General features: G+C 60.5%; 17 protein-coding genes. 10 read left to right on the forward strand and 7 right to left on the reverse strand.

The window, feature by feature from the left end:
* Positions 1 to 17: 17 nt before the first annotated feature.
* The 9 genes from JO965_RS05150 (at position 18) to JO965_RS05190 (ending at position 12,957) form a co-directional block, all read left to right on the forward strand.
* Positions 18 to 1,196 (forward strand): C45 family peptidase, encoded by a 1,179-nt coding sequence (locus JO965_RS05150; RefSeq protein WP_203442636.1) that lies wholly within the window; start codon positions 18 to 20, stop codon positions 1,194 to 1,196.
* Between the two features lie 62 nt (positions 1,197 to 1,258).
* Complete coding sequence (locus JO965_RS05155; RefSeq protein WP_371826833.1) at positions 1,259 to 2,830, forward strand: ABC transporter substrate-binding protein; 1,572 nt, start codon at positions 1,259 to 1,261, stop codon at positions 2,828 to 2,830.
* Between the two features lie 104 nt (positions 2,831 to 2,934).
* Positions 2,935 to 3,813, forward strand: a complete 879-nt coding sequence (locus tag JO965_RS05160; protein ID WP_203444070.1) for an alpha/beta hydrolase — start codon at positions 2,935 to 2,937, stop codon at positions 3,811 to 3,813.
* A 40-nt stretch (positions 3,814 to 3,853) separates the two neighbouring features.
* Positions 3,854 to 4,798, forward strand: a complete 945-nt coding sequence (locus tag JO965_RS05165) for an ABC transporter permease (RefSeq protein WP_203442637.1) — start codon at positions 3,854 to 3,856, stop codon at positions 4,796 to 4,798.
* Positions 4,795 to 5,610 carry an ABC transporter permease gene (locus JO965_RS05170; RefSeq protein ID WP_203442638.1) on the forward strand — a complete coding sequence of 272 codons (816 nt, stop codon included), beginning with the start codon at positions 4,795 to 4,797 and terminating at the stop codon, positions 5,608 to 5,610. Before JO965_RS05165 ends, JO965_RS05170 begins: the two co-directional genes overlap by 4 nt.
* A gap of 2 nt (positions 5,611 to 5,612) precedes the next feature.
* Positions 5,613 to 7,277, forward strand: coding sequence for an ABC transporter ATP-binding protein (locus JO965_RS05175; RefSeq protein WP_203442639.1), 1,665 nt, complete (start codon positions 5,613 to 5,615; stop codon positions 7,275 to 7,277).
* Between the two features lie 455 nt (positions 7,278 to 7,732).
* Positions 7,733 to 10,378 (forward strand): EAL domain-containing protein, encoded by a 2,646-nt coding sequence (locus tag JO965_RS05180; RefSeq protein WP_203442640.1) that lies wholly within the window; start codon positions 7,733 to 7,735, stop codon positions 10,376 to 10,378.
* A gap of 66 nt (positions 10,379 to 10,444) precedes the next feature.
* Positions 10,445 to 12,124, forward strand: a complete 1,680-nt coding sequence (locus JO965_RS05185) for an MFS transporter (RefSeq protein ID WP_203442641.1) — start codon at positions 10,445 to 10,447, stop codon at positions 12,122 to 12,124.
* Positions 12,125 to 12,279: 155 nt separating this feature from the next.
* Positions 12,280 to 12,957 (forward strand): protein-L-isoaspartate(D-aspartate) O-methyltransferase, encoded by a 678-nt coding sequence (locus tag JO965_RS05190; protein ID WP_203442642.1) that lies wholly within the window; start codon positions 12,280 to 12,282, stop codon positions 12,955 to 12,957.
* A gap of 126 nt (positions 12,958 to 13,083) precedes the next feature.
* Here JO965_RS05190 and JO965_RS05195 read toward each other — a convergent pair whose 3' ends face one another.
* The 7 genes from JO965_RS05195 to JO965_RS05225 all read right to left on the reverse strand — a co-directional run bounded on the left by JO965_RS05195 (position 13,084) and on the right by JO965_RS05225 (position 19,721).
* The gene (locus tag JO965_RS05195; protein WP_203442643.1) at positions 13,084 to 13,962 is read right to left on the reverse strand and encodes an NAD(P)-dependent oxidoreductase; all 879 of its coding nucleotides are present in this window, start codon (positions 13,960 to 13,962) and stop codon (positions 13,084 to 13,086) included.
* Between the two features lie 86 nt (positions 13,963 to 14,048).
* Positions 14,049 to 15,308, reverse strand: a complete 1,260-nt coding sequence (locus JO965_RS05200) for a TRAP transporter large permease (RefSeq protein ID WP_203442644.1) — start codon at positions 15,306 to 15,308, stop codon at positions 14,049 to 14,051.
* Positions 15,305 to 15,883, reverse strand: a complete 579-nt coding sequence (locus JO965_RS05205) for a TRAP transporter small permease (RefSeq protein ID WP_203442645.1) — start codon at positions 15,881 to 15,883, stop codon at positions 15,305 to 15,307. The genes JO965_RS05200 and JO965_RS05205 overlap by 4 nt, the downstream gene beginning before the upstream one ends.
* Before the next feature lie 4 nt (positions 15,884 to 15,887).
* Positions 15,888 to 16,886 carry a TRAP transporter substrate-binding protein gene (locus JO965_RS05210; RefSeq protein ID WP_203442646.1) on the reverse strand — a complete coding sequence of 333 codons (999 nt, stop codon included), beginning with the start codon at positions 16,884 to 16,886 and terminating at the stop codon, positions 15,888 to 15,890.
* Positions 16,887 to 17,006: 120 nt separating this feature from the next.
* Positions 17,007 to 18,059 (reverse strand): transketolase family protein, encoded by a 1,053-nt coding sequence (locus JO965_RS05215; protein WP_203442647.1) that lies wholly within the window; start codon positions 18,057 to 18,059, stop codon positions 17,007 to 17,009.
* Positions 18,056 to 18,922 carry a transketolase gene (locus JO965_RS05220; RefSeq protein WP_246776752.1) on the reverse strand — a complete coding sequence of 289 codons (867 nt, stop codon included), beginning with the start codon at positions 18,920 to 18,922 and terminating at the stop codon, positions 18,056 to 18,058. Before JO965_RS05220 ends, JO965_RS05215 begins: the two co-directional genes overlap by 4 nt.
* Before the next feature lie 49 nt (positions 18,923 to 18,971).
* Positions 18,972 to 19,721 (reverse strand): SDR family NAD(P)-dependent oxidoreductase, encoded by a 750-nt coding sequence (locus tag JO965_RS05225; protein WP_203442648.1) that lies wholly within the window; start codon positions 19,719 to 19,721, stop codon positions 18,972 to 18,974.
* Positions 19,722 to 19,837: 116 nt separating this feature from the next.
* Here JO965_RS05225 and JO965_RS05230 point away from each other — a divergent pair, with 116 nt between their 5' ends.
* Positions 19,838 to 20,740, forward strand: a complete 903-nt coding sequence (locus tag JO965_RS05230) for a LysR substrate-binding domain-containing protein (RefSeq protein WP_203442649.1) — start codon at positions 19,838 to 19,840, stop codon at positions 20,738 to 20,740.
* Positions 20,741 to 21,394 lie beyond the last annotated feature (654 nt).

Raw genomic sequence — 21,394 nt, forward strand, 5'->3', positions numbered from 1 at the left:
ATGAAGAGGCTTTCCAGATGGTCCTGCCCTGTCCGCTCATCGAGGTGTCCGGCTCCCCCCGTGAACGCGGGCGCCAATACGGGGAGCAGGCTGTCGCCAGGATTCGGCTCGGGATCGATCATTATTCATCGCAGATCGCCAGTCACAAGCTCACCGGGGACGACATCAAGGCGCTTGTGCGCAAGTTCGAGCCCGCCATCGACCGGTTCGACCCGACTTACCTCGAAGAGATGCGTGGTATTGCCGAGGGTGCTGGGGTCGCGCTGGAATCCATTGTGCTTCTGAATGCCCGGACTGAAATCCTGAAACTGTCCCGGCGCCCTGCCGCCGAGTGGGATGCGCTCGATGACGAGCCGGATGGATGCACCGGCGTCGTCGTTCTGCCCGAGGTAACGACAGAGGGGCGTCTCATTCATGCGCAGAATTGGGACTGGAAGGCCGAATGCGCCGAGACCGCAGTGGTGCTCAAAATCAGGCGCGATGATGGCCCCGATATTCTGACCTTCACGGAGGCGGGGGCGCTGGCGCGGTCCGGATTCAATGCCGCTGGGATCGCAATTACCGCAAACTATCTCGAAACTGATCGTGACTATCGGCGGCTGGGAGTTCCCCTCGCGCTGATTCGCCGAAAGGTTCTGGAGCAGAAGCAACTGGCGGCCTCGATGCACGCGGTCTACACGACGCGGAAATCGGCGGCGAACAACATGATCGTCAGCCAGGCCAACGGCATCGCGATCGATTTCGAGTGCGCGCCCGACGAGACGTTCCAGGTTCTGCCCGAGCGCGGCCTCATCGTGCACGCCAATCACTTCCAGAGCCCGGTGGCACTCACCAAGCTCAGGGACACCGGGATTGCCAACACACCGGACAGCCTCTATCGCGATCTGCGCGTCCGGGCCCTGATTGAGCCGCATCTCGGCAGCGTGACGCGCGACGTCGTCAAGAATGCGCTGTTCGATGACTTCGAGTCGCCCTGGTCGGTCTGCCGACCGCCGCGCAAGAATCTCGGCAGCAACTTGAGCGCGACAGTGGCGATGATCGTCATGGAGCCGATGCTCGGCCTCATGGAGGTCGCCATGCTGCCGGCGCTGAATCAGACCTTCACCGAGTACAAACTCGACATGGAGATTCAGCGCCCGACCATAAAGGCGCACTTCGAGGCGGTCTCAGCCGCACCTTATGTGAAGGCGATCTAAGCAGCCGTCATGAGCTGCAACGACAAAGAAAACGAAATGGGAACTAGAACAAACGGAGGATCATGATGACAGTGAAGGCAACAACTCTTTTGGCAGGCTGCCTGACAGGAGCCTTGATGGCGGTGGCGCTTCCGGCGTTGGCCCAGCAGACCCCGTTGCGGATTTCCCTCAACGCCGACATCCGCAGCACCAATCCCGGCGTCAACCGGGACGACAACACGGACGCAGTGGTTCTGCATGCTGTCGAGGGGCTGGTCGCCTACGGTGAAGACTCGAGCATCAAGCCTCTTCTGGCGCAGTCGGTGTCGGTTTCCGAGGATGGTCTTGCCTATACGTTCAAGCTGCGCAACGGCGTCAAGTTCCACAATGGCGCTCCCTTGACAGCCGAGGATGTCGCCTGGAGCTGGAAACGCTATACGGATCCCAAGACCGAGTGGCGTTGTCTCTCCGAGTTCGACGGGCGCGGCCGGTCGAAGGTGCAGGCGGTCGAGACGCCCGATGCCCAGACGGTCGTGTTCCGTCTCGACAAGCCGGACGCTCTGTTCCTCGCGACGTTGGCGCGCACGGATTGCGGCATGACCGGGATCATCCATAAGGATTCCGTGAAGGCTGACGGATCGTGGGACAAGCCAATCGGAACCGGTCCGTTCAAACTCGAGGAATGGCGCCGGGGCGAGTTCGTCAAGCTGTCCAAGTTCGATGGCTACGCGAACCCTGCCGAAGGCAAGATCGATGGCTATGCCGGCTCGAAGCGTCCACTGGTGAACGAGGTTCGCTTCGTTGTGGTCCCGGACAGCGCGGCTGCCAAAGCGGCGGTGCTGCGAGGCGACATCGATGTCGTGCCGGATATCGCCAATGCCGATGTGAAAGAGATCAAGGCCAACCCGTCGCTGGGCATCTCGATTGCCCAGAACATGGGTCTGAGCACGTTGTTGATCCAGACGCGGGATCCGCTTCTGTCGAATGTCAAGCTGCGGCAGGCCATTGCTGCGGCCCTCGATACACCTCAAATTGCCAACGCCGTCACCGAAGGTCTGGCAAAGCACAACAACTCGATCGTGCCCTTGAGTTCGTCCTATCACACCGCAGCTCATGACGAGGGCTACACATACGACCCCGAGGCTGCACAACGGCTTCTGAAGGAGGCCGGCTACAAAGGTGAACCGATCGTCATCCTCACGAACAAGCGCTACCCCCAGACCTTTGCATCTTCGGTGCTCATTCAGGCCATGCTGCAGGCAGTCGGGATCAATGCCACCCTTGAGGTTCTGGAATGGGGCACCCAGCTCGATCGGTATAACAAGGGCAATTATCAGGTTATGGCATTCCCATACTCGGCTCGCCTCGACCCGTCTTTGAGCTATGACTCCGTCATGGGACCCAAGGACAAGCAGCCCCGTAAGGTTTGGGACAATCCCGAGGCGCAGGCTCTGCTCGAAAAGTCGATGACAGTCTCCGACAAGGCCGGGCGTCAGAAGATCTTCGACGAGCTGCATGCCCGCTTCGTGAAGGAAGTGCCCTTCGTGATGCTCTATAATGGCATCGAAGCCAGCGCGTATCGCAAGAGTATCCAAGGCTACAGCGCCTCCGTCCTGTCCAAGCCGCGGGCTTGGGAAGTGCGCATCGCCAACTGATCGGGTTGCGTTCTGATACGGATCGGCCGCCGACAGGCGGCCGATCGACAACATCGATGCCGGCTCTCACGCGGATGCCCTTCATGAATCAAGTTGTCACGCTGATGCCAACCGATCAGGTCCGTCAGGAGGAGCTCGGGCGGCAGATCTATGATCGGGGTCGCACGACGATATTCGCGAGCAAACGCGATCCGCGTTTTTCCTATTGTCTGTATGTGCCTCCGGATCTGGGCCGAGGCAATGCCCCCGATCTCGTTGTCGCGATGCATGGCACCGGCCGAGCATTCATGACCTATCGCGATGCCTTCGCAGAGTTCGGCCGCTGGAACAACTGCATCATTCTGTGCCCGCTTTTTCCCGTGAGCGTACGAGGTGACGGCAATCGCGACGGTTTCAAGTACATGCAGGAAGCCGAGATCCGCTATGACGATATCCTTCTGTCCATCGTGGAGGAGGTTGGCGAGCGCTATGGCCTCGACGTTACGCGCTTCGCGCTGTTCGGGTTCTCCGGCGGCGGCCACTTCACGCATCGCTTTCTCATCCTACACCCAGATCGTCTTTGGGCAGCTTCGATCGGAGCTCCGGGTTCGGTGACGCTCCTCGATCCGACGCGTGACTGGTGGGTTGGTGTCCGCAATGTTAAGGAGCGGTTCGGCATCACGGTCGACGTGGCTGCCATGCAGCGTGTGCCTGTGCAGATGATCGTGGGCGCCGCCGACCTCGAGACTTGGGAAATTACGCATCGAGAGGGCAGCCCGCACTGGATGTCGGGCGCAAACGATGCCGGACATACGCGCCCGGAGCGGCTCGACAGCCTGCGCCGCTCCTTCGAGGCATCCGGAATTCGTGTTCGTTTCGATCTCGTGCCGAACGTGCCGCATGATGGCAAACGGGTTGTGCCGCAGGTGCAGGACTTTCTCGCTGGCGTCCTGAAGGACAGGCGCTCGGCGAGGACGGAACCGAGTGTGATTCAGGCGCCATGACATTCTTAGGGATTGTTTGGAGAGGGAGAGAGGGGACGCGATGCTGCGCTTCATAGCCAGACGGATTCTCATGGCGGTTCCGACGCTTCTCATCATGGCGGTCTCGGTCTTTGCTCTCATCCGCTTCATCCCGGGCGATCCCGCGGCGCTCATGCTCGGCGACATGGCCGATCCGGCGAGCCTTGCCGATCTGCGGGAGAGGTTGGGACTCAATGAGAGTCTGCCGGTTCAGTTCGCGATCTGGTTCGGCAACATCTTCCAGGGTGATCTCGGCCTTTCAATCACTTCGAGCCAGCCGGTCCTGCCTCTTATCATCGATCGCTTCTGGATCAGCGCCAAGATCGTGCTCATTGCCGTCCTGTTCGCCACCCTGGTCGCCGTGCCAGCCGGGATGATCGCGGCCTGGCGTCAGAACAGCCTGACCGACCTCATTCTGGTTGGAACAGCGACGATCCTGTTGTCGATTCCGACGTTCTGGCTGGGGCTTCTCTTGCTGATCCTCTTTGGACTGAAGCTCGAATGGTTGCCCATCGTCGGCTACGTGTCGTTTTCCGAGGATCCGACGGCGGCGCTGCTCTACATCATCATGCCTATCGCGACCCTGTTCCTGCACGAGATGGGCGTGCTGATCCGCATGTCCCGCGCGAGCACGCTAGAAGTCCTCCGCCTCGACTACATCACCCATGCCCGAGCCAAAGGCCTCTCCGAAGGCGCAGTGTTGATGCACCATGCCTTCAAGAATGCCTTCGGCCCGACATGGACGCTCATCGGGCTCGTCCTCGGAAATCTCCTCGGCGGAATCGCCGTCGTTGAGACCGTGTTCACGATTCCGGGCCTCGGCCGCCTTCTCGTTGACTCGATCTTCGCGCGCGACTACCCGGTCATCCAAGGCTGCTTGCTTTTCATCGCCTTCGTCTACGTTGTTGTGAACATTGTCGTCGACCTGCTTTATCCCGTATTCGATCCGAGAGTGACGGCCGAATGAGATTTGCTGCTCCCAATGCCATTCTTGGTGGTCTGATCATCGGCGTTCTTGGCGTCTGCGCCCTGTTTGGGGCGCTCTGGACACCTTTCGATCCGTTGAAAATCAATTTCGCTGCTCGCCTCCAGCCACCTGGGCCCGTGTACTGGCTCGGGACCGATGAGTTCGGCCGGGATGTCCTCAGCCGATTGATGGCGGCTGCCGCGACAAGCGTGTGGATCAGCCTTGTTACCGTGACGACGGCGATTGCGGTCGGGACGGTGATCGGCATGCTGACGGGTTATCTGCGCGGCTGGACCGACCGGATTCTTATGGCCTTCAACGATGCTCTGTTGGCCTTCCCGGGCATTCTGCTGGCTCTTGGTCTTCTCGCCGTCATCGGCGCCAACAAGTACGGCATCATCCTGGCGCTGGGGCTTGCCTATGCGCCTTCCGTAGCCCGCGTCGTGAGGGGCACCGTCCTGTCTCTGCGGGAAAAGGAATATGTCGATGCATCGAGGGTGATGGGAAATTCTGAAATCTATACCATGGCGCGACATATTCTGCCCAATTGCATCGCTCCCCTAACGGTGCTCGCCACGTCCATGTTCGGCTGGGTACTCCTTGCGGAAAGTGCCCTGAGCTTCCTTGGTCTGGGAGTGCCGCCTCCGGCTCCGACTTGGGGCAGCATGCTGGCCAGCAGCCGTTCCTTCATCGCCCAGGCTGTATGGCTCGGTATCTTCCCCGGCCTGTGTATCTCGCTGACGCTGCTCGGCATCAACCTGCTCGGCGATGCCGTGCGCGACAAACTCGATCCGAGAATGCGAGGAGTCTGATCATGACCAGGACCGAACTGCTCCAGGTCGAGGGACTGAACCTCGTTGTTGCGCAAGCAGGGCTCGAAGTTGTCAAGAACGTGAGCTTTTCCGTCGCGCCGGGCGAGATCGTCGGCATTGTCGGCGAGTCCGGAAGTGGAAAGACGCTCGCGGCCCGAGCCATCATGGCCCTTGAGCCGCCAGCGATCCAGAGGACTGCCGGGAGCATCCGCTTCGAAGGAAAAGACCTTGACCAACTCTCGCCGAAAGATTTGCGGCGCTTGAGGGGGGCACGCATGGGGATGGTGTTCCAGGAGCCCATGACCTCGCTCAACCCGTCGATGCTCATCGGCCGGCAACTGGACGAGGGTCTGGAGCTTCATCGCGATCTCGATGCCAACGAACGCAGGGAGCTCATCCTCAACATGCTCCGGAGGGTTGGAATCAAGGATCCCGAGGGAGCACTCGAAGCCTATCCGCACCAGTTCTCCGGCGGCATGCGTCAGCGGATCATGCTGGCTTCGGTCATGCTTCTTCAGCCGGCTCTTCTGATTGCCGACGAGCCGACGACAGCACTGGATGCTGTTGTCCAGCGTGACGTGCTTGAGCTCATGGTGGAGCTCACACGCGCCCGAGGGACGGCAGTGCTCATGATCAGCCATGATCTCTCGATGGTCGCTCGCTACACCGATCGCATTATCGTCATGTGCAAAGGCGAAATCGTCGAGCAGGGGGCGACGCAGGATCTGCTGCGCCATCCTCGGCATCCCTATACGCAGAAGCTGCTGGCTGCGATGCCGCGACGCCTGCCCAAGCGCGATCTCTCTGCTTCCGTCGAACCGGTCGTGGAAGTGCGCGATCTCGTGGTGGAGTATCGCGGGCGACAGGGCTTCTTTCGCAAGGAGCCCGGTAAACGGGCGCTTCACGGCGTCAGCTTGGCAATCAGGCCGAGGGAGGTCGTGGCGCTGGTGGGAGGATCAGGATCCGGCAAGACGACGCTGGGTCGCACGATTGCCGGCCTGCTCGATCCCACGGACGGCGACATCCGCTTTGCCGGGCGTCCCGTTCGCCGCGGTTCCGAGGGCTGGAGCAACTATCGCCTCAACTGCCAGATGGTGTTCCAAGACCCGTATTCCTCGCTCGATCCACGCATGACGATTGCAGACCTCGTCCGCGAAGCCCTGCGTCTGGTGCCGGAGATGGGGCATCGCGAGAAGATGGACCGGGTGCGCGAGATCCTGCATGACGTCGGTCTCGGCGATCAGTTCGCCGGGCGTTACCCCCACGAATTGTCGGGCGGGCAACGTCAGCGGGTCGCGATTGCACGTGCTTTGGTGCGCAGGCCCGCATTTGTCATTGCCGATGAGCCTGTCTCCGCCCTCGACGTCACGGTGCGGGCCCAGGTCCTTGACCTGTTCGCTGACCTGCAACAGCGGCACGGCTTTTCCTGCCTCTTCATCAGCCACGACCTTGGGGTCGTTGAGCAGATCGCAGACAGGGTCATCGTCATGCAGGATGGCCGCATCGTGGAAGAGGGGGATCGCGATACGATCTTTGATCAACCGCAGGATCCTTACACTATCAAACTCCTTTCCGCGATCCCGGCGCTTGAGGCTACGGCAAACGGTGGCGTTCGGCTGAGATGGCGTTTCGACGACATGCCCGACGGTTTTGTGGCCACGGCATGAGCACTCAGGCCCAAGTTTCGAAGGGGATCGGCTCAACCAGCTAAGGCTGCAAAGGCTGCCAAGGTAACAGACTGGCTATGGGCCTGCTGCCCCACGAGCCTGATCTGAGCCCCCAAATCAGTAATCGATGGCCATGCTGCCCCGTCGTGAGCGGTCAGTTAGGTCTTCCCAGACCCGCTATCGCATTGGCGGTGTGAGGTGTGAGCGGACCTTGATTTAGGCGATTCTACTTCGCGAGCTGACGCGACTTAGGTCCTTCATCCCAACTAGGCTCAGTCGGTGGGCCTCGGCAGCTTCCTATCGGCGCTGATTTGTGCGTTAGACTTTTGGGTAACAGGAGAGCGATTATAGGTTTCGGTATCCATTTCTGGCCTACTTTATGCCAGTGCCGACAATAGTTGCAGATCCATGTGCCGTCTAACGCCTACCCGATGCTATTCTCCAGGAAGTATGCTGTGAAATTATTTTCCTGGTACAGGAGCGCGCTCGCCCGCAATCCCGTTTTGAACGTTCTGGTTCTGGCTGCGTTCTTCAATCTGTTTTGTGTCGCTCTCATTTTCGATGAACGGCAAAATGCCCTTATTCAGGCAAAGGGGTCATCAGGAAATATTGTTGCGGCTGTCGGAAGGGACATCTCCCGTAACATCGAGATCATCGATCTGACGATCCAGAAGATTATTGATCGGATCAAGCAGCCTGACTTTGCTCGACAGGGGTCTGATCTTCAACGGCAGCTGCTGTTCGATCAGGTTGCCACGGCACGATACTTTGCCGCGATCGCAGTAGCGGATCAAACCGGAAAACTAACATATCACTCCCGTCTCACTGATCTGAATGTCATCAACGTGGCAACAAACCAATACTTTATGGCCCACCGTGATCATCCAGATACGGGACTCTACGTTTCGCTCCCCATCAAGAGTCCGGTGGGTCTTGGGTGGGCCATCGTCTTTAGCCGGCAGCTATCCCACTTGGATGGTAGCTTTGCCGGGATCGTCTACGTGGCTCTGAGCCTCGACTACTTCACCGATCTGTTTCGCAGGATGGATCTCGGACCAAATGGCTCCATGGCCCTCATACGCCGGGATGGAAAACTGCTTGCGCGGGAGCCTTTCAATGAAAGGCAACTCGGTACGGATATCAGCACGACGGATATTTACCGTCAATTTTCTATGGAACGGTCAGGGTCGTTCGAATCCCACGCTTCACCACTCGACGGCATTCCGCGTCTCTATACATTTGCCCAGATCGGGGATTTCCCGTTAACGATCAGCGTGGGGCGCACCCTTCGAGACGTCTATGCCGCCTGGTGGCGCCGCGCCTTCACGATTGGCATTATCGTCGTGGCCCTGACTGGGGCCATGATCGCCTTAGCCTTCAACCTGCGGCGGGAGTTCCGACGCAGGCAGCTAGCCCATCAGGAATCCTTGCATAACGAAGCGCTCTTTCGCGGAGCGATGAGGGGGGCTGGCATCGGAACGGCTCTTCTGAATCTCGACGGGACCGTGTTCAAGGTCAATCCGGCCCTTTGCCGTCTCTTCGGTTTCGCGGCGGATGAAATGTTGTCGAAGACAGTGGCCGTCGTGCTCCACCCAGATGATGCACCTCCGGACGATGGTCCTCTCCTGAGAGGAGAGATTGACTTCGCCGAGAGCGAACGTCGTTATCTCCGCAAAGATCGCACGGAGGTGTGGGTTCTGCGCTCATCTTCGCTGGTACGTGATGAGGCCGGGCGACCGGCTTATCTGATTGTGCAGTTTCAGGATATCACCGCACGACGAGAAGCTGAGGAGAAGCTCAGATATAGTGCAACCCATGACGAACTGACAGGGCTTCTGAATCGGGCAGCCTTCGAGCAAGAGCTTGAAGAGGCCGTCGTGGAGAGTCGTCGGACGGGGATCAGGCATGCTCTCGCCTTCCTCGATCTCGATCGCCTGAAGATCATCAACGACACGGCAGGCCACGTTGCCGGCGATGCGCTGTTGCAGGGAGTGGCAGGAGCCTTGCCGACCTACCTTCGTAAGGGTGACATTATCGGTCGCCTCGGTGGAGACGAGTTCGGCATCATTCTTCTCGGATGCCCGCTCGACGATGCAACCGAGATCCTTGAGAGGCTCAACACGGCTGCCAGCGCCATCCAATTTCCATGGGATGATCGCAGCTATAAAGTTGGGGCAAGCATCGGGGTAACCGAGATTTCGCCCGCCTCTCGCTCGACGAGTGCTCTGCTGGCTCAGGCCGACATTGCTTGCCTGACGGCTAAAATGGCAGGACGGAACCGGGTCAGCCTCTATCGGCCGGAGCAGAGTGATGCTGTTGATCGCCATCGTGAGATCGCGGTCGCCGCGGGGATCAAGGAGGCCATAGAGGAGGATCGGTTACGCCTCTTCGCTCAACGGATCGTGGCCTGTGCAGATACGTCCCTCGAGCGGTATGAGATCGTGGTCCGGATGGCCGACAAGGACGGGATCATCATTCCTCCATCTGTCTTCATCCCAGCTGCGGAACGATATGATCTCATCGGGGCGATCGACCGCTGGGTGGTGCGGAAAACTCTGAGCCTGGTTGGAAAAGCCCTGACATCGGATCGGGAAATTTGCATTCATGTCAATCTGTCGGCGGCCTCGCTGGGGGATCCCTCTTTCTTGACCTACGCCCTTGAGGTTATTGAAGACAGTGGTGTCCCACCGGAGATCCTGGTCTTCGAGATCACGGAGACCGCCTTGATCAGCAACATGGCCCTGGCCATATCGACCGTTGGCAAGCTTCGGGAGATAGGGTGCCAGATTGCTCTCGATGACTTCGGCGCGGGTCTGAGTTCATTCAGGTACCTGCGAGAGTTCCCGGTCGACATCGTTAAGATCGATGGGAGCTTTGTCCGCAACATGATCGCCAGCTCCGTCGATCATCATATCGTCAAATCGATTCATCAGGTCGCTCGCGAACTCGGTGCCCAGACAGTGGCTGAGTTCGTCGAGGATCAGGCGACCTTCAATATGGTCTGTACGATGGGGATCACATTTGCTCAGGGCTATGCGATCCACAAACCTCAACCGTTCGAAGCCGTAGTTGCAGCTGCCAAGATAAAAGACGAGGTTTAGCCGCCGGCATGACACCGCTGGGTTCTGTCGCGGCCGATTCTTCTCTTTGCCCGAAGCGAGTTTTCCATGCCGACAAAGGATACTGAAACATCGGACAGGTCGGAATCCTCTCTGTCTCCCTTCCGGCATCGGATCTTCCTGGCTGTCTGGCTTGCAAGCCTCGCCTCCAATTTCGGAGGGCTGATCCAATCGGTTGGTGCGGCATGGCTGATGACGTCCATCGGTGCATCGGCTGATCTGATAGCTCTGGTGCAAGCCTCCACGACTCTTCCAATTATGTTGTTCTCGCTCATGGCGGGTGCCATCGCAGACAACTTCGACCGGCGCAAGCTGATGCTTGCCTCGCAGATCTTCCTGTTGGCCGTGTCGGTGGCCCTGACGCTGTCCACTTACTTCGGCTTGATGACACCCTGGCTCCTGCTCACCTTCACCTTCCTGGTCGGCTGCGGCACGGCATTCAACGGGCCTGCCTGGCAGTCGCTGGTGGGCGAGATGGTGCCCCGCTCCAGCCTGCCCGCGGCGATAGCTCTGAACAGCATGGGTTTCAACATCGCACGCAGTGTCGGACCGGCCCTCGGGGGAATCATCGTCGCGGCAGCGGGCGCCTTCGCCGCCTTTGCGGTCAATGCACTGAGCTATCTCGGGTTGATTACCGTTCTGGCACGGTGGCAGCCTGCCAGCGTGCCCAGGACTTTGCCGCCGGAAACCCTTGGCAGCGCCATGGCAGCCGGGATCCGGTACGTCGCCATGTCCCCCAATCTCGGCGTGGTGCTGTTGCGGGGAGCGGTCTTCGGACTCGCCGCTATCGCAGTCCAGGCCCTGATGCCGCTGATCGCCCGCGACCTGATCCATGGAGGTCCGCTCACCTACGGTCTTCTGCTCGGCGCTTTCGGCGCCGGCGCTGTCGGCGGTGCGCTTATCAGTGCCCGCCTTAGACGGGCCTTGTCGCTCGAAGCTCTCGTTCGCATCGCTTTCGTTGGTTACGCCATCTGTGCGGCTGCGGCGGGATTGAGCCCCCTTGCGCTTCTGAGCATGGCCGCGATGGCGTTGGGCGGGGCTAGCTGGGTGCTTGCGCTCTCCAGTTTCAATGCAACCGTGCAGCTATCCTCGCCACGCTGGGTCGTCGGACGGGCCCTTGCGCTCTACCAGATGGCGACCTTCGGCGGGATGGCCTTCGGCAGTTGGATCTGGGGTGTGGCGGCCGAGCGCTTCGGGACGGCGAACGCTCTCCTCATTGCGGCAGGGGTGCTGATGGTCGGTGCAGCGCTTGGGCTGCGGTTTACGCTGCCTGAGCTGAAAACGCTGAACCTCGATCCGCTCAACCGTTGGACAGAGCCCAATGTCGTCATCGACATCCGCTCGCGCAGCGGCCCGATCGTGATCACCATCGAGTACGTGATCCGCGAGGCGGATGTGGCGACGTTCCACGCCGTCATGGCGGAGAGACGGCGAATCCGGCGACGGGACGGGGCGCGCCATTGGACGCTGTTACGAGACCTGGAAAACCCCGAAATCTGGATCGAGCGCTATCACAGCCCGACATGGCTGGAATACGTGCGGCATAACCAGCGCATAACCCAGGCCGACGCCGCTGTCGGTGAGCGCCTCCGCGCCCTGCATCAGGGGCCTAACAGGCCCTCAGTCCGACGTATGATCGAGCGCCAGACAGGCTGGCTGGCACTCAGTCCTGGATATCAGGCCCATGAGATTGCCGACCCGCTCACAGACCCGACACGTTCGTCCTGACGTCATGCCGCCGACCGCCGCTTGTTGACAGGTGAGGCATCGGAGGATCACGATTCCCGCGTGGGAACTTGTTGACGGGAATGGCCACGGTGGACGGCTTCCACATGGTCGCCCGTGTTCCCGGCGGCACGCGGGTCTAGCGGAGGTCGAGCATTATGAAGGCGATGAACGAGAACCACTTAGCGATCCTGCGGCGGCATATGGTCGAGATGATCGCCATTCACACCGACTTAGCGAGCGATGGGATCGGCAAAGCTGTGTTGGATGAGCGTGTGATGGCCGCGATGCGGAAAGTGCCACGGCATCTCTTTGTCCCGCCCGCTCTTGCGCCTTTTGCCTACCAGGACACGCCTCTGCCCATCGGCTTCGACAAGACGATTTCGCAGCCATTCATTGTGGCGCTCATGACCGATCTACTGTCCCCACAACCAAACGACACGGTGCTCGAGGTCGGAACCGGGCTAGGATACCAAACGGCGATCCTGGCAGAACTTGCAGGTCAGGTCTGGACCATCGAGATTGTCGAAGAGTTTGCCAGCCTCGCGCGGGATCTCCTGCACCAACTCGGCTATGCTACGGTCGAGATCCACGTGGGAGACGGATCCCGCGGCTGGCGCGAGCATGCCCCCTTCGACAAGATCTTGGTGACGGCTGCGGCTGAGAGAGCGCCTGATGGACTACTTGCCCAACTCAAACCAGGCGGGCGCTTGGTAATGCCCCTGGGCCCGGAAGAGATGCAGCGACTCACGATCATCGACAAGGACGAAGACGGCCAGACACGAACCGAGGACCTTCTTCCGGTTCGCTTCAGCCTGCTAGAGACGGTTACCTGAGGCATGCCCGCCAAGTGGCTCCGCCCTTCCTCTGGCCCTGGTTCCCGGAGCCATGAAGCGTCGCGAATGCGCTCCCCAACCTGCAGAAAGAGAGTTCGCTCTAACAGAGTGAGATTAGTGACGGTGTCACTTAACTCCGTCCAAGGCGAAGTAGGTGCGGATCACCTGGCTGTCGTCCGCGTTGCCGTCACCGCGCCCGGAGGCTGCGAGGAACATCTGATGGGCCGCCGCGGCCAGGGGAAGCGCCGCCTTCGTGGCCCGGCCGGCATCAAGCACAATGCCGAGATCCTTGACGAAGATGTCGACCGCGCTGGTGACCTCAGGGTCTGATTGCAGCATCCGCGGTCCCCGGTCCTTGAGCATCCAGCTCGAGGCAGCGGAACCGCTCATGATCTCCAGCAGGATCTTGAGGTCGACTCCCACCTTTGAGGCCAGGGCAAAGGCCTCCGCGACAACGGCGATGTGTACACCGCAGAGGAGTTGATTGACGGTCTTCACCATGGCGCCTTGGCCAGGACGTTCACCGACATGAAAAACCTTGTCGCCCAGTGCGTCGAAGATGGGCTTTACGACACCGAATGTGTCGCGAGACCCAGCGGCCATGATGGTCAGCGTCGCGGCCGTGGCTCCTGCGACGCCTCCCGATACGGGGGCGTCGATCAGCCGTCGTCCGGCCTTGCGCACCCGCTCCTCGATTGCTTCCACGGCTGCAGGAGGACAGGTCGCCATCAATGCGATTACGCCATCGGGTTGCAGGGCCTCCAAAGCCCCGCCTTCGAAGAGCACGGCTTCGGCCTGGGCCGCGTTCACCACCATCAAAATCAGGACATCTGCCCCGGTAGCCGCCTCCTCGGCAGTTCCCGCGCGCCTTCCTCCAGCATTCTCGAGCGCGTTGAGTGCATTGGCACTCAGGTCGAACCCCGTGACGGTGAATCCTTTCTTGACAAGATTCGATGACATCGGCACCCCCATGGCGCCAAGGCCGACAAAAGCAACGCGGGTCATGTCGTTCGTTCCCTCATCGATGGTGACCCCTTCATCGGCTTGATAGCCGAAGGGATTGGAGTGTCCTATTTAGGACACCCCTTAGCTTAGTAAATCGTGAGCGCGGGAATGTAGCTCACGGCAAGAAGGACCAGCATGGCGACGCCGAAGAAGGGCCAGAGCTCGCGGGTGGTATCGGCCAGAGACGATCGTGCGATAGAAGAGGAGATGAACAGCGTGGTCCCGATCGGTGGCGTGTAAAGTCCGATGCCGAGATTCAGCACCATAATGAGGCCGAGCTGCACCGGATCCAGCCCGATCGTTGCCGCCAGTGGAACAAAGATCGGCCCGAGGAGCAGGATGGCAGGTGGAAGATCGAGCGGCATGCCGACGATGAGGAGCAGGATATTCATGGCCAGGATTACCAGCAGAGGATTGCTGATCGTGGCCGATACCCAATCGGCGAAGCGGGTCGGCACCTGGTCGAAGGTCAAGATCCAACCGACGATGGCGCTGCCCATGATGACGAGCATGACGACACCGGTTGCAATACCGGACTCGATGAGGCTGTGATGGAAGCGCTGCCATGTCAGATCGCGATAGAAGAGAGCGCTCAGAGCAAGCGCATAGACAACAGCCAACACCGAGATCTCGGTTGGCGTGGCAATGCCGAAACGCAATCCGAGCAGGATCAGAATGGGCATAAGAAGGGCAGGGGCGCTCAGAACGGCAAGCCTGAGAAGCTCCATTCTCCCGACGGTCGGATCTTCTGAGTGGATGCCGCGCCGCCTCGCAATCCAGCTGCAGGTCAGGATGAACCCGCCTGCCATAAGAATGCCCGGGAGGATTCCCGCCGTGAACAGATCGGCGATGCTGGTGCCGCTCACGAGGGAGTAAAGGATCAGCGGGATTGAAGGTGGAATGAGGATATCAATCACCGCGGATGTCGCGTTGTTGGCGGCGCAGAGCCCGGCCGGATAGCCCTGCCGCTTCTGCCAGGGGATAAGAACCGAGCCAAGGGCGCTGGCGTTGGCAACCGCACTCCCGGACACGCCGCCGAAGACGACCGAGGCCACAACGGTGGTCGAGAGCGGTCCTCCGCGCCAGCGCTGCATCGCCTTGGTGGCGAAGGACAGGAGTTCCTGTCCCAGCTTGCCGCCGAGCATCAGGCTGCCGGCCATCATGAAGAACGGCAGGGCAAGCATCGGGAAGGACTGCGTCTGCTGATACATCTGCTGAGCGACGATCATCAGCGGAAGCTCTCCCTGCCAAGCCAGCGTCGCGCCGGCCGCGATGACCAGGGCGTGCCCAACCGGGATCGCCAGCAGCATCAGGATCGTGAAGACAATGACGAGAACGATGCTCATATGCCCGTCTCCTCTGGATCTGGGGTCGGCATAGCCTCCGGGCCGAGCATGGCAACCCGGAGCGCAAGCGCGAAGGTCGTGAGAATGACAGCCGCACAGCCGAGTGCGAGCGCATAATAGCTGTAGCTGCTGGACAGGCCGAGCACGGGGCTCGTCTCGATCGACACGATATCGGCGACCCCAATCGCCTCCCAGCCGAGAACAGCGTATGAAGCGATGATGATCGCGTGGCCGAAGAGGAGCATGACGCGGGCTCCGTTCCGGCTCAGACGGGAGAGAACGGATTCCACCGCCATATGGCCGCCCTTCTGAACGGCGAGCGCCACGCCTGCCATGATGAACCAGGGAAAGAGGCGCTCGGGGAGTTCCTGGGCAAAACGAAAGCCACCGCTCTCCAGAACATAGCGGGCGACGACGTTCGCTGTGAGGATCGCAAGCAGCGCGATCCCGGTCACCAAAATGACCGCTCGGCACATGAGACCAACCGCACGGTCGATAACATTGGCCACGGCGAGCGCGCCGCCCCCCGTGGCCAACTCTTGCTCGTGGTCGGGAAGCGGCGCGACGCGCGTCATGACCTTAACTCCGGGCGGTTTTCGCGAGCCGGTCGACGAAGTCGCCGAAGGGCTTGGCGCGCCAGGTCTCGACCACCTTGGCGGAAGCTTCCCGGAAGGCTGGCCTGTCGACCTCGTTGACGGCAAGCTTCGGATTGGCCCGGAACTCGCTGTTGTACTTGGCCTCATTCTCGGCAAACAGCTTGCGCTGCAGGTCGCCGGCCTCCTTGGCAGCAGCCTTGATGATATCTCTGTCGGCGGCAGGCAGCCGGGTCCAGGTGATTTGCGACATCAGGAACGGAGAGCTCTCCCACTTATGGCCGGACAAGCTGATGAACTTGTTCACCTCGTAGAGCTTCGAGCTTGCAATATTGGTCAGCGGGTTCTCCTGGCCGTCGACGACACCCTGTTGCAGGGCGACATAGAGCTCGCCGAAGCTGATCTGCTCGGTTCCCGCACCAAGGGCTTGGAAGATATCGATCGTCATGGGATCCGGCGGGGTGCGGATCTTCAAGCCCTTCAGGTCCGCCGGCTTGACGACCGGCCGCTTGCTGTTGGTGATGTGGCGGATGCCGTTGTCCCACCAGCCGAGGGGCACCATCTGGACCTTGGAGAAGCGCTGCGCCAGTTCTTCGCCGATCGGGCCTTCCAGAACCTTGAAAGCGGCGGCGCTGTCTTCGAAGAGGAAAGGCAGGCCGAGAGCCGCGATCTCCGGCACAAGAGCCGAAGTCGAGCCCTGGCTGTTGACGGTCATGTCGACGGCGCCAGTTCGCAAACTGGTCAGCAGGGACTGCTCGTTGCCGAGCTGCTCGGATCCGGCCACGCGAACGCTGATACGCCCGCCAGATCTTTCCTTCACCAACTCGCCGAACTTCTCCGTAGCGATGCTCCGCGGGTTACCGGGGGCTGCGTTGTGGCCAAGGGTCAGATTGGTTGCTGCCGTTGCGCCGCGTGTGAACGTGAGAATGGCCGGCGCCGCGAAGGCACCGGCAATCAGGGTACGGCGTGAAATCGAGTTCCTCATGTGCGTTCTCCTTCTGGATCCTGCCCGTTGGCCGGGCTTTTTGATCGTTATGATATTGGACAGCGCCTCCTCGGATGCGCCTGAACCTCAGAGCGGCTGGCCGCTCCGAGGATCGTTGTTCTAAAGCCAGCCCTTGATGCTGCGGATGACGGCGCTCGTAGAAAGGCCGTAGCGGTCGTGAAGTGTCGGCAGGGCGCCGGCATCCAGGAATTCGTCGGGCAGGGCGATCTGGCGGAACGCCGGCGGTATGACGCCGGAGCGCATCAGGAGTCCGGCGACAGCCTCTCCCAGGCCACCGACGATGGTGTGATTTTCCGCAACGACCACCATGCGGCCGGTACGAGACGCCTCTTTGAGAATCGTCGCCTCGTCGAGCGGCTTGATGGTCGGCACATGCAGCACACCGACATCGATGCGATCGTCGGAAAGGGCTTCGGCCGCCTCGAGCGCCCGCATTGTCATCAGGCCGGATGAGATGATCAGCACATCATTACCGTCCCGCAGCGTCTTGGCTTTCCCGAATTCGAACCTGTAATCGTACTCATCGAGAACGAGCGGCACATTCCCACGCAGCAGGCGCATGTAGACTGGACCATTATGGGCTGCAATGGCCGGTACCGCCTGCTCGATCTCGTGAGCGTCACACGGATCGACGATGGCGATATTCGGCATGCCCCGGAAGATCGCGATATCCTCTGTGGCCTGATGGCTCGGTCCGTAACCGGTCGTCAGGCCGGGCAGGGCGCACACGATCTTCACATTGAGGTTTTCCTCGGCGATCGCCATGCAGATGAAATCGTAGGCCCTGCGCGCCGCAAAGACCGCGTAGGTCGTTGCGAATGGCATAAAGCCTTCCCGCGCCATCCCGGCAGCCGCGCTGATCAGGAGCTGTTCAGCCATGCCCATCTGGTAGAAGCATTCGGGATGCGCCTTGGCGAAGACGTGCAGATCCGTGTACTTCGCGAGGTCCGCCGTCAGCCCCACGATCTCCGGACGCGTCTCGGCCAGAGCAGCAAGCGCGTGGCCGAACGGGGCCGGTTTCGTGCGCTGGTCCGGGCCGGCAAGCGACGCAATCATCGCGGATGTCGTCAAACGCGGCTTGTCGGCTGTTCCTTGTCCCCCTTCGCCCTGCTCCCCGAGCCAGGCCGGTCGCGTGTATTTCGAGCGCCTCATGATGTCCTCCCGGCGTCAAGCAGTTTGATGGCCTGTCGCCATTCGTGCGGTTCCACCCGCAGGAAGTGGTTGCGCTCACGCTCCTCGAGGAACGAGACACCCTTGGCCATCTTGGTGTCGCAGATGATGATGCGGGGCTTCGGTTCGGCGAGGTTCCGGGCTGCGTCGAACGCTGCCACGAGGGCATCGATGTCGTTGCCGTTCACGCGCTGCACGTGCCAGCCGAACGACTCGAACCGCGCTTCGAGCGGCTCGAAACCTGTGACCTGCGAGGCCGGTCCGTCCGCCTGCTGATTATTGACGTCGACGATGCCGATCAGGTTGTCGAGCTTCCAATGGCTGGCCGACCAGGCTCCTTCCCAGATGGAGCCCTCGCCGAGCTCTCCGTCGGAGAACAGGCAATAGACGAAGGACTTCGACTGCTTGCGCTTCAGCCCAAGGCAGAAGCCGACCGCGAGCGCCAGCCCGTGGCCGAGCGAACCGCCCGTGATCTCCATTCCCGGCGTATAGGCCGCCATGCCGGACATGGGCAGACGGCTGTCGTCGGTTCCGTAGCTCTCAAGCTCGTCTTCCGGGATGATGCCAGCTTCGATCAAGGCTGCGTAAAGAGCGATGGCATAATGGCCGATCGAGAGCAGGAACCGATCGCGCTCCTCCCATTCCGGATCCTCGGTCCGGTAGCGCATGGCGTGGAAATAGGACACGGCCAGAACGTCGGCGACGCCGAGCGCCTGGGCAATGTAGCCCTGACCCTGCACTTCGCCCATACGCAGCGCGTTGCGGCGGATGCGATAGGCCCGATCCACAAGGGATACGTTGGACAAGGCAGCCTGCGGCATCGCCTTTCTGGTGCTCGTGGTCATCGATCTCTCCAGGTTTGGGCGCGAACGGATTGGCACCCCATGTCGCCGATCAATGGATCAGCATTCCGCCGTTCACATCGATCACGGCGCCGGTGATGTAGGCGGACAGATCCGAGGCGAGGAACAGGTAGGCGCCTGCGACGTCCTCGGCATTGCCGAGACGGTTCAGCGGAATGCCTTTCAGGATGTCCTGGCGCATCTCGTCGGTGAGCTTGCCGCCGGTGATGTCCGTCTGGATTAAACCGGGCGTGACGCAATTGACCCGGATGCCATCGGGCCCGAGCTCCCGTGCCATGGCCTTTGCAAGACCGAGAACGCCAGCCTTGGCGGCGGAGTAGTGCGGGCCGCCGAAAATTCCGCCGCCCCGCTGCGCCGAAACGGAAGACATACAGGCAATCGAACCCTTGCGGCGCGAGCGCATATGCGGAACGAAAGCCTGGCTCAGGTAAAGAACGCCCGTGAGGTTGACATCGAGGATGCGGTGCCAGCTCGCCTCGTCGATCTCCATCGTCTTCACGGGCTGCGTGACGCCGGCGTTGTTGAGCAGAATGTCCACATGCCCGAAAGCCGCGATGGCGGTCTCTGCTGCATGCCGACACGCATTGGCATCCGTGACGTTGCAGCCGATGCCTATGTGAGCGGACCCTAAGGAGGCAGCGGCATTCCTCGCGCCGCTCTCATCGAGATCGAGAATGGCGATCCTGGCGCCATGGGTCGCAAAGAGACGGGCGGTCGCAAGGCCTATTCCGCGTGGGCTTGCCGCGCCGGAAATGACGGCCGTCTTGCCTTCGAGAAGCATCGTTTCCTCCAGCAGAAGTTGTCGTTCTTGGTTTTGTTGGAGAAAGTATTTTCCGGCTGGAGCCTTTGGACAAACGCGCTGTTTACACCCTCTGTTGAATCTGATTCACTAATCCGATGCTTCAACAGGTGCCGCTCTCCTTTCTCCGGATCTTTGAAGCCGCTGGCCGGACCGGATCCTTCCGCGCGGCCTCCGTGGAACTCAACCTCACGCCGAGCGCGGTCAGCCATGCGATCCGGAAGCTTGAGCAGGTCCTCGGAATCCCTCTTTTCGACCGTGACACGCGCAATGTGCGATTGAGCTACGAGGGCGAGGCACTGATGCGCCATGTCAGTCGGGCCTTCGATGAATTGCGGCGCGGCATGGAGGTTATCTCTACCCGCGGACCTCTGCTGCTGCGCCTGCACTCGGCGCCGAGCTTCGCAGCGCAATGGCTGACGCCTCGCCTTGCCGATTTTTTGAAACGTTATCCGGGCATGGATGTCCGTCTTGCCGCGGGCACTGATTATACGCGGTTCAGTTCGGACGAGTTCGATGCGGACATCGTCTATGGCGCGCCACGTATGGAAGGATTGATCGTCGTGCCTCTCGGTGAGGAGACGATTACGCCCCTCTGCGCGCCCGAACTCGCGTCAACGATCGCCACGCCGGCAGATCTGTTCGATCATGTCTTGATCCAGACCGACAGCAAGCAGATCCAATGGGCGGATTGGTTCACTGCCAATGGACTTACCGGACCGTCTCCAAACGGGAGCCGGTTCGATCGCAGCTTTCTGGCCATTGCGGCGGCCGCGGAAGGCCTCGGTGTCGCCTTGGAGTCCACGCGCCTGGCAGAAAGGGAACTCGCATCAGGCCGATTGGTGATGCCGTTGGACCAGAAATCCAACTCGGTTCGATATGTCGGGCATAATCTGGTTTTCCCCCGCTACGTTCGGCAACGTCGCCCTCTAAGAGCTTTTGCCGAGTGGCTTCTGGCCGAACTCGAGATCGATGCTCAGCTCCCCTTCGGTAGGATCTGAGCCGCAGTTTCGGAGATGGATATCGCCGAAATGAGCAAGAGACAGCTTTTGAATCGGAGCAGGGGCAGAGGAAATCAACAGACATGCTCTCGAAATGGTCAGCTTTGTTGACCTATGTGCCGGGTTCTTGACTGACTGTGAAAGCTGTCGACTTCACCGCTTGATATGGAGCAGTTCTTCCTAGAATATTTTAGGCACATAACACCGCAAGCCAGCATCAGATTGGCGATAGGAATGGTCAGGGGCAGGGAGGAAGCGTATGCTTCAACGCGAGCGCGTGACTTGGACGCTCGGTGCGTCTGTCACCGATCTGGACGAACTCATCCCGACACAACGCATCCTGCACAAACGTCATCGTCCAGCCAAATCAGAGCAAAATGCTCATGAGCTCCGCTAAGATCCGGGTCGGCGAATTTGCCACCTTGGTCGGGCTCTCTGTTTCGAGCGCCAAGTCAGGGCCAAGGCGGGTGAGGGAAGCGCCTATGCGTTCCGGATTGCTGCGGAAGTACGGTTTAGCGAGCTCATTTTCATCGTGTTCGATCCGGCTTTCGGCCATCCCGTCGAATGGAGGACAGAGCTAAGGATCAACCGACTTCAAATGCGTGGTTAAACCGGGGCAGCCACGCATCCATCAGAGATCCCGGATTACGGAGG

Source organism: Microvirga sp. VF16, from assembly GCF_016864375.1.
Taxonomy (GTDB): Bacteria; Pseudomonadota; Alphaproteobacteria; order Rhizobiales; family Beijerinckiaceae; genus Microvirga.

What these genes read in the sequence shown, in the direction of transcription:
- JO965_RS05225 (WP_203442648.1), bottom strand. Translation starts at nt 19,721, where the DNA reads ATGCTTCTCGAAGGCAAGACGGCCGTCATTTCCGGCGCGGCAAGCCCA.
- JO965_RS05185 (WP_203442641.1), top strand. Translation starts at nt 10,445, where the DNA reads ATGCCGACAAAGGATACTGAAACATCGGACAGGTCGGAATCCTCTCTG.
- JO965_RS05210 (WP_203442646.1), bottom strand. Translation starts at nt 16,886, where the DNA reads ATGAGGAACTCGATTTCACGCCGTACCCTGATTGCCGGTGCCTTCGCG.
- JO965_RS05200 (WP_203442644.1), bottom strand. Translation starts at nt 15,308, where the DNA reads ATGAGCATCGTTCTCGTCATTGTCTTCACGATCCTGATGCTGCTGGCG.
- JO965_RS05170 (WP_203442638.1), top strand. Translation starts at nt 4,795, where the DNA reads ATGAGATTTGCTGCTCCCAATGCCATTCTTGGTGGTCTGATCATCGGC.
- JO965_RS05220 (WP_246776752.1), bottom strand. Translation starts at nt 18,922, where the DNA reads ATGACCACGAGCACCAGAAAGGCGATGCCGCAGGCTGCCTTGTCCAAC.
- JO965_RS05160 (WP_203444070.1), top strand. Translation starts at nt 2,935, where the DNA reads ATGCCAACCGATCAGGTCCGTCAGGAGGAGCTCGGGCGGCAGATCTAT.
- JO965_RS05155 (WP_371826833.1), top strand. Translation starts at nt 1,259, where the DNA reads ATGATGACAGTGAAGGCAACAACTCTTTTGGCAGGCTGCCTGACAGGA.
- JO965_RS05195 (WP_203442643.1), bottom strand. Translation starts at nt 13,962, where the DNA reads ATGACCCGCGTTGCTTTTGTCGGCCTTGGCGCCATGGGGGTGCCGATG.
- JO965_RS05175 (WP_203442639.1), top strand. Translation starts at nt 5,613, where the DNA reads ATGACCAGGACCGAACTGCTCCAGGTCGAGGGACTGAACCTCGTTGTT.
- JO965_RS05205 (WP_203442645.1), bottom strand. Translation starts at nt 15,883, where the DNA reads ATGACGCGCGTCGCGCCGCTTCCCGACCACGAGCAAGAGTTGGCCACG.
- JO965_RS05230 (WP_203442649.1), top strand. Translation starts at nt 19,838, where the DNA reads ATGCTTCAACAGGTGCCGCTCTCCTTTCTCCGGATCTTTGAAGCCGCT.
- JO965_RS05165 (WP_203442637.1), top strand. Translation starts at nt 3,854, where the DNA reads ATGCTGCGCTTCATAGCCAGACGGATTCTCATGGCGGTTCCGACGCTT.
- JO965_RS05215 (WP_203442647.1), bottom strand. Translation starts at nt 18,059, where the DNA reads ATGAGGCGCTCGAAATACACGCGACCGGCCTGGCTCGGGGAGCAGGGC.
- JO965_RS05150 (WP_203442636.1), top strand. Translation starts at nt 18, where the DNA reads ATGGTCCTGCCCTGTCCGCTCATCGAGGTGTCCGGCTCCCCCCGTGAA.
- JO965_RS05190 (WP_203442642.1), top strand. Translation starts at nt 12,280, where the DNA reads ATGAAGGCGATGAACGAGAACCACTTAGCGATCCTGCGGCGGCATATG.